This is a genomic window from Streptomyces sp. SID1328 (assembly GCF_009865595.1).
Lineage (GTDB): Bacteria > Actinomycetota > Actinomycetes > Streptomycetales > Streptomycetaceae > Streptomyces > Streptomyces griseoluteus.
Genome location: NZ_WWKH01000962.1, coordinates 1 through 6,578, shown reverse-complemented (window position 1 = coordinate 6,578; position 6,578 = coordinate 1). Strand labels below are relative to the sequence as shown.

The window sequence follows — 6,578 nt, the reverse complement described above, 5'->3', positions numbered from 1 at the left end:
CCCGAGCGCGGCCAGCACGCCCGCCGCCTTCGCGTGGGTCTCGGCCACCTCGCCGGCCGGGTCCGAGCCGCGCACCAGGGTCGCGCCGACCGGCACGCTCAGCCGGCCGTCGGCGGCGATGTCGGCGGTACGGATCAGGATGGGGGAGTCCAGGGTGCGGGCGCCCCCGGCGTCCCGGCCGAGCAGGGCCAGCGCGCCCGCGTAGTAGCCGCGCCCGGTGGGTTCGTACCGCTCGATGACCCGGCAGGCGTTCTGCACCGGCGAGCCGGTGACGGTCGCGGCGAACATGGTCTCGCGCAGCACGTCCCGGACGTCCAGCGAAGTCTTGCCGCGCAGCTCGTACTCGGTGTGCGCGAGGTGGGCCATCTCCTTGAGCCGGGGCCCGATCACCACCCCGCCCCGGTCGCCGACGGTGCACATCATCTTCAGCTCCTCGTCGACCACCATCGACAGCTCCTCGGTCTCCTTGGCGTCGCCGAGGAACTCCAGCAGGTGCTCCGGGGCCGGGCCCTCGGCGGGATAGCGGTACGTCCCGCTGATCGGGTTCATCACCACCGTGCCGCCGGACATCCGCACATGGACCTCGGGACTCGCCCCGACCAGCGTCCGCCCGGAAGGCCCTGCGGGCCCTTGCTGATTTCCGGTGTGCACCACGAACGTCCAGTACGCGCCGCGCTCGCCCGCCAGCAGCCGCCGGAACAGCGCGAGCGCGTCGGTGCGCGAGAAACCGGGGATCTCGCCCCGGTAGGTCCGCCGGATCACGAAGTTGGCGCCCTCACCGCGCCCGATCTCCTCGCGCAGCACCCGGCCGACGATCTCCCCGTACTCCTCGTCCGGCACGTCGAACCCGCCGTCCTCGACCCGCACCGGATGGGCGGGCAGGGTCTCCAGCGCGGTGGCGAGCGGGACCTCGTACGACTCCTCGGGGTGGAGCACCAGCAGCGGGGTGCCGTCGTCGCGGACGTCGAAGCCGCGCTCGCGGATCTGCCGGAACGGGATCAGCGCGAGGCCCTCGTCGGGCAGCTCGGCCAGCGCCTGGTGGGCGGTGACCGGGCCGAGCAGCACCTCCACCGAGGAGGTGTCGCGGCCGGGGGTGCGGCGGTGCAGCAGGGCGAAGGGTCGGTCGCCGTCGGCGAGACGGGCCAGGTCGGGCTGGTTCATGGGGTCCTCTTGCGTGCGTCGGGCGGTCCGGAAAGCGGGACGACGGACGCCGTTCGTGGAACGGACCCCGGGAAACGCCGAAGGCCGCCCCTCGGGCGGCCTTCGCGTAAGTCTCGGTAGTGCGCGCGAATCAGTGGGCCGCCGGAAAAGCGGTCCACCACCAGTTCTGGATCTGCTGCGCGAACATGGCGCCGATCCTACCGCATCGGCTCCGCCCGGCGCGGGGAAGGGCGTCCACGGACCAGTCACTCCGTCTCACCTTTCGAGCGGGGCCGGGAGCACCGGTCGTGACCCCGTAGTGTGGGGAGGGTGACCGTGAACGCTGATTCCCGAGCCGTGGCCGCCGAGGCGACCTGGCGAGACCTGCCCGCGGCGCAGCAGCCCGAATACCCGGATACCGAGGCTCTGCGCGAAGTGATCGCGGAGCTGTCGACCTATCCGCCCCTCGTCTTCGCGGGCGAGTGCGACCAGTTGCGCGCCCGCCTGGCGGCCGTCGCCAAGGGCGAGGCGTTCCTGCTCCAGGGCGGCGACTGCGCCGAGTCCTTCGACGCGGTGGGCGCCGAGCACATCCGGGCCAAGGTCAAGACCATCCTCCAGATGGGCGCCGTGCTGACGTACGCCGCGTCCGTCCCGGTGGTCAAGGTCGGCCGGATCGCGGGCCAGTACTCCAAGCCGCGCTCCAAGCCCACCGAGACCCGTGACGGCGTGACCCTGCCGGTGTACCGGGGCGACTCCGTCAACGGCTTCGACTTCACCGAGAAGAGCCGCTACCCGGACCCCGAGCGGCTGAAGCGGATGTACCACGCCTCCGCCTCCACGCTGAACCTGGTCCGCGCCTTCACCACGGGTGGCTACGCCGACCTGCGCCAGGTGCACGCCTGGAACCAGGACTTCGTGAAGTCCTCGCCCTCCGGCCAGCGTTACGAGCAGCTCGCCCGCGAGATCGACCAGGCGCTGAACTTCATGCGGGCCTGCGGCGCGGAGCCGGAGGAGTTCAAGACCGTCGAGTTCTACTCCTCGCACGAGGCGCTGCTGCTGGACTACGAGTCGGCGCTGACCCGCGTGGACTCCCGCACCGGCAAGCTGTACGACGTCTCCGGGCACATGGTGTGGATCGGTGAGCGCACCCGGCAGATGGACGGCGCGCACATCGAGTTCGCGTCCAAGATCCGCAACCCGATCGGCATCAAGCTCGGCCCGACCACCACGGCCGAGGACGCGCTGCGCTACATCGACCGTCTCGACCCCGACCGGGAGCCGGGCCGGCTGACGTTCATCGTCCGCATGGGCGCCGACAAGATCCGCGACCGGCTGCCCGAGCTGGTGGAGAAGGTCACGGCGTCCGGTGCCACGGTGGCCTGGGTGACCGACCCGATGCACGGCAACACCTTCGAGGCGGCCTCCGGGCACAAGACCCGCCGTTTCGACGACGTGCTGGACGAGGTCAAGGGCTTCTTCGAAGTCCACAAGGGCCTGGGCACCCACCCCGGCGGCATCCATGTGGAGCTGACCGGCGACGACGTCACCGAGTGCGTGGGCGGCGGCGACGAGATCTTCGTCGACGACCTGCACCAGCGCTACGAGACGGCCTGCGACCCCCGGCTCAACCGCAGCCAGTCGCTGGACCTCGCCTTCCTGGTCGCGGAGATGTACCGGGACCAGTGAGCGTCAAGCGGCACGAAGCGTGAAGTGGGGCGCGGATCACACGAGATCCGCGCCCTCGCGCTTCCCCGGTCCCCGGCCCCTGGGTTAGGTTAGGTTTGCCTCACCGAGATCCGGCGAGGGCAGTAATCGGCGGTCCCGTCGGGAGGTGAACCTGGTGTTCGTCTGCAGTTGCTTCGGCGTCACCGAGCAGCAGGTCAAGCAGCACGCCGCGGACGGCGCCTGCACCCCGCGCCAGATCGCCTCCGCCTGCAAGGCCGGCACCGACTGCGGTGGCTGTGTCCGCCGCATCCAGGCCCTCCTGGGCCGGGGCGCCTGCCCGCGCCGCGAGCAGATCGCCGAGCGTCCGCCGGTGCTCGTCACCGCCGCCGAGGCACCCGTACGCCGCCTCGGTGACGCCGCCTGAGGGTTCGGCTCAGCCCTCGGTGTCCGGCTGGACCTGCTCGATCACCGTGGACAGGTAGAGCGACTCGCCCAGCTTCTCGATCAGGTCGAGCTGGGTCTCCAGGTAGTCGATGTGCAGCTCCTCGTCGGCGAGGATCGCCTCGAAGACGTTGGCCGAGGTGATGTCACCCTTGGCCCGCATGATCTCCACGCCCCGGCGCAGCCGGTCGATGGCCTCGACCTCGATCTGCCGGTCCGCCCGGAACATCTCGGTCACCGTCTGGCCGACCGAGACATGGAAGAGCCGCTGGTAGTTGGGCAGGCCGTCCAGCATCAGGATGCGGTCGGTCAGGGACTCCGCGTGCCGCATCTCGTCGAAGGACTCCGCCCTGGTGTACCGGGCGAGCTTCGTCCACCCCTTGTGGTCCTGGAGCTTGGCGTGCAGGAAGTACTGGTTGATCGCGGTCAGCTCGGCGGTGAGCTGTTCGTTGAGCAGCTCGATGACCTCGGGGTCGCCTGACATCGGGGTGGGCTCCTTCCGGACATTCCTGGCAGATCCTGCCGCATGATCCCACCGGGGCCCCGGGCCGTCCAGTAAGCGCACACTTAGTGGGTAATGCCTGAAATGTCCCTGTGCTGGTCGGATGCACCCCGCCGGGTCTGTCAGGATGGAGACATGGGTCATCCGGTGGAACGCGCGTCTGGAACGGGGGCAGCGGCAGATCTTCCGCCGGGGCAGCGGCTCCAGCGCGGCTGGCCGGTCACGCACTACGGGCCCGTGCCCAAGTTCCGTCCCGAGCGCTGGGACTTCCGGGTCTTCGGCGCCACCGCCGACGGCGAGAAGCGGTCCTGGACCCACGAGGAGTTCACCGCCCTGCCGTACGCCACCGTCGTGGCCGACCTGCACTGCGTGACGAAGTTCAGCATGCTCGGCGCGGAGTGGGGCGGGGTGCCCGCCCGCGCGATCCTCGACCTGGTCCCGCCCGCGCCCGAGGTCACCCATGTGATGGTGTGGGCCGAGTACGGCTTCAGCGCCAACCTCCGGCTGGCCGACTTCGCCGACGAGCGCACCATCTTCGCCATCCACAAGGACGGTGAGCTCCTCACCGCCGAACACGGCTTCCCGGCCCGCCTGGTCGTCCCGCACCTCTATGCCTGGAAGGGCCCCAAGTGGGTCCGGGGCGTGGAGTACATGACCGCCGACCGCCGGGGCTTCTGGGAGCAGCGCGGGTACCACAACGTGGGCGACCCTTGGAAGGAACAGCGCTACTCCTACCAGGAGGAGCCGGGCGACGGTCCGGAGCTGTAGCCCTAGTCGTCCCTGAGGCGCTTCAGCCGGGCCACGTCCGCCGCGTGGCCCTCCTTGCCGCCGGGGGTCTCGATGACCAGCGGGACGCCCGCCGTGGCCGGATGAGCCATCAGGGCGCGGAACGGCTCCTCGCCGATGTGTCCGGAGCCAATGTTCTCGTGGCGGTCCTTGTGTGCGCCGGCCACATCCTTCGAGTCGTTGGCGTGGATCAGCTTCAGCCGTCCCTCGCCCACGGTCTCCACCAGCAGATCGAGGGTCTGCCGCATCCCGTCCGGGCCGGTCAGGTCGTGCCCGGCGGCGTAGATGTGGCAGGTGTCGAGGCAGACGCCGAGCTTGGGGTGGGCGTCCAGCGCCTCGAAGTACGGTCCGAAGTCCCAGGTCCGCGAGCACAGCGAGGAACCCTGCCCGGCCGTCGACTCCAGCAGCAGGAACGGGTCGTCGTCGTGGGTCAGCTCGTCCAGCAGCGGCAGCAGATGCTCGCGCACCTGCTTCAGGGCCACCTCGCGCGGGCGCCCGCCGGTCGCGCTGCCGGTGTGCACCACCACGCCGAGCGCCCCGATGTCCCGCCCGCGCCGCAGGGAGTGCCGCAGCGACTCCACCGACCGATCCACCGTCGCCTCGGTGTGCGAACCGAAGTTGATGAGGTAAGGCGCGTGCACGTACGCCGGTATCGACTCCGCCGCGCAGGCCGCCCGGAAGGCCTCGTCCTGGGCCGGGTTACCGGCCGGGGTGGCCCAGCCGCGCGGGTTGGCCACGAAGACCTGCACGGTCTCCGCCTGCAGCTCACGGGCGTACGGAAGTCCCGTCGAGTGCAGCCCGCCGGCCACCGGCACATGGGCGCCGACGGGGTTGCGGAGGGCACGGGGGACGGTGAGGGGAGCTGCGGGGGACGGCTGGAGTGTCACCCGTTCAGGGTGTCACGCCGTCCCGCGCGCCCGGACCGGCGGCCGCGGTGAGACCGGTCACCGGATGGTGATCGTGACCTCCGAGCCCTTGGGGGCCCTGTCGCCGCCCGCCACCGACTGCTTCTTCACGGTGTCGCCGAACAGCCCCAGCAGCCCGCGGTCCTCGCGCACCTCGAACCCGGCAGCCTCCAGCTTCTGGTGGGCGTCGTCCACGTTCGACCCGACGACGTCCGGCACCTTCACCATCTCGGGGCCCTTGGACAGCGTCAGCGTCACCGTGTCGCCCTCGGCACCCCAGGTGCCCGGCTCCGGCGACTGGGAGACGACCTGGCCCTTGTCGTAGTCGGAGTTGACGCGCTCGGCGGCGATCTTCACCTTGAGACCGGCGTCGGTCAGGTCCTGACGCGCGCTTTCCGCGTCCTCGCCGCTGACGTCCGGGATGTCGACGGGGGCGCCCTTGCTGACGACCAGCGCGATCGCCGAACCGGCGTGCCGCTCGGTGCCCGCCTCCGGCGTCGTACGGATCACCGAGCCCCGCTCGGCCTCGTCGCTGAACTCGCGGGTGACCATGCCCGGCTCCAGACCGGCCGCCTTCAGCCGCTCCCGCGCCCGCTCCAGCGGCTGCCCCGCCACCCGGGGCACCGCGACGGTACGCGGGCCCAGCGAGACCGTGAGCCTCACCGAGGCGTGGCCCCGGACGCGGGAGCCGGCCGAGGGGTCGGTGCTGATGACCGTGCCCCGGTCCACCGTGTCGCTGTAGGCGCGCTGCACACCGCCCACCTCGAGTCCGGCCGCCTTGAGCCGCTGCTCGGCCTGGTCCTGGGTGCGCGACAGCACCGGCGGCACCTTGGTGAACTGGCCCGAGTTGATGTACCAGACCCCGCCGCCCACGCCGAGGACCACCAGCACGGCCGCCAGCAGGGTCAGCAGCCCGCGCCGGGGCCGCCGGGACCGTCCGGTACCGCGCCGGGCGGGCGGGGGCTCGATGTCGGTCGTGTGCAGCACGCTCGTGACGTCACGGCCGTCCTCGCCGTCCCCGTCGACCGGGAGCGGCCGGACCGTCATGGCGCGCGGCAGCACGCTCGTCCGGTCGCCCGCGTTGTCGTGGGCGCCGGAGAGGGCCTGCGGGGGCAGCGCGTCGAGCTGCTCCTCGGTGA

The 6,578-nt window shown here is 71.4% G+C and carries 7 protein-coding genes; 3 read left to right on the top strand and 4 right to left on the bottom strand.

Features of this window, described 5'->3' with window-relative positions; genetic code table 11:
• Window positions 1–1,161, bottom strand: a 1,161-nt coding sequence (locus tag GT030_RS31080; protein WP_202460779.1) for a chorismate-binding protein, incomplete at its 3' end; no start/stop codon positions are given.
• 315 nt (window positions 1,162–1,476) lie between these two features.
• On the opposite strand from GT030_RS31080, the gene GT030_RS31070 reads away from it, so the two are divergent.
• Together GT030_RS31070 and GT030_RS31065 are read left to right on the top strand one after the other, a co-directional pair.
• Window positions 1,477–2,826, top strand: a complete 1,350-nt coding sequence (locus GT030_RS31070; RefSeq protein ID WP_161203943.1) for a 3-deoxy-7-phosphoheptulonate synthase class II — start codon at window positions 1,477–1,479, stop codon at window positions 2,824–2,826.
• Between the two features lie 154 nt (window positions 2,827–2,980).
• Window positions 2,981–3,229 (top strand): (2Fe-2S)-binding protein, encoded by a 249-nt coding sequence (locus GT030_RS31065; protein ID WP_346009782.1) that lies wholly within the window; start codon window positions 2,981–2,983, stop codon window positions 3,227–3,229.
• 9 nt (window positions 3,230–3,238) lie between these two features.
• Here the strand turns inward: GT030_RS31065 and bfr are convergent, their stop codons facing one another.
• A complete protein-coding gene (gene bfr, locus GT030_RS31060; RefSeq protein ID WP_086691717.1) occupies window positions 3,239–3,730 on the bottom strand; it encodes a bacterioferritin in 492 nt (163 codons plus the stop codon).
• Between the two features lie 153 nt (window positions 3,731–3,883).
• Here bfr and GT030_RS31055 point away from each other — a divergent pair, with 153 nt between their 5' ends.
• Window positions 3,884–4,516 carry a sulfite oxidase-like oxidoreductase gene (locus GT030_RS31055; RefSeq protein ID WP_161203941.1) on the top strand — a complete coding sequence of 211 codons (633 nt, stop codon included), beginning with the start codon at window positions 3,884–3,886 and terminating at the stop codon, window positions 4,514–4,516.
• Window positions 4,517–4,518: 2 nt separating this feature from the next.
• On the opposite strand, the gene GT030_RS31050 is transcribed toward GT030_RS31055, so the two are convergent.
• Entirely contained in the window at window positions 4,519–5,421 is a 903-nt protein-coding gene (locus GT030_RS31050; RefSeq protein WP_161203940.1) for a deoxyribonuclease IV, read from the bottom strand.
• 57 nt (window positions 5,422–5,478) lie between these two features.
• Window positions 5,479–6,578: Stk1 family PASTA domain-containing Ser/Thr kinase (locus tag GT030_RS31045; RefSeq protein WP_161203939.1), on the bottom strand; the 1,100-nt coding region annotated here is incomplete at its 5' end.

Coding starts and splice junctions, on each gene's coding strand:
- GT030_RS31055 (WP_161203941.1), top strand. CDS start 3,884: ATGGGTCATCCGGTGGAACGCGCGTCTGGAACGGGGGCAGCGGCAGAT.
- bfr (WP_086691717.1), bottom strand. CDS start 3,730: ATGTCAGGCGACCCCGAGGTCATCGAGCTGCTCAACGAACAGCTCACC.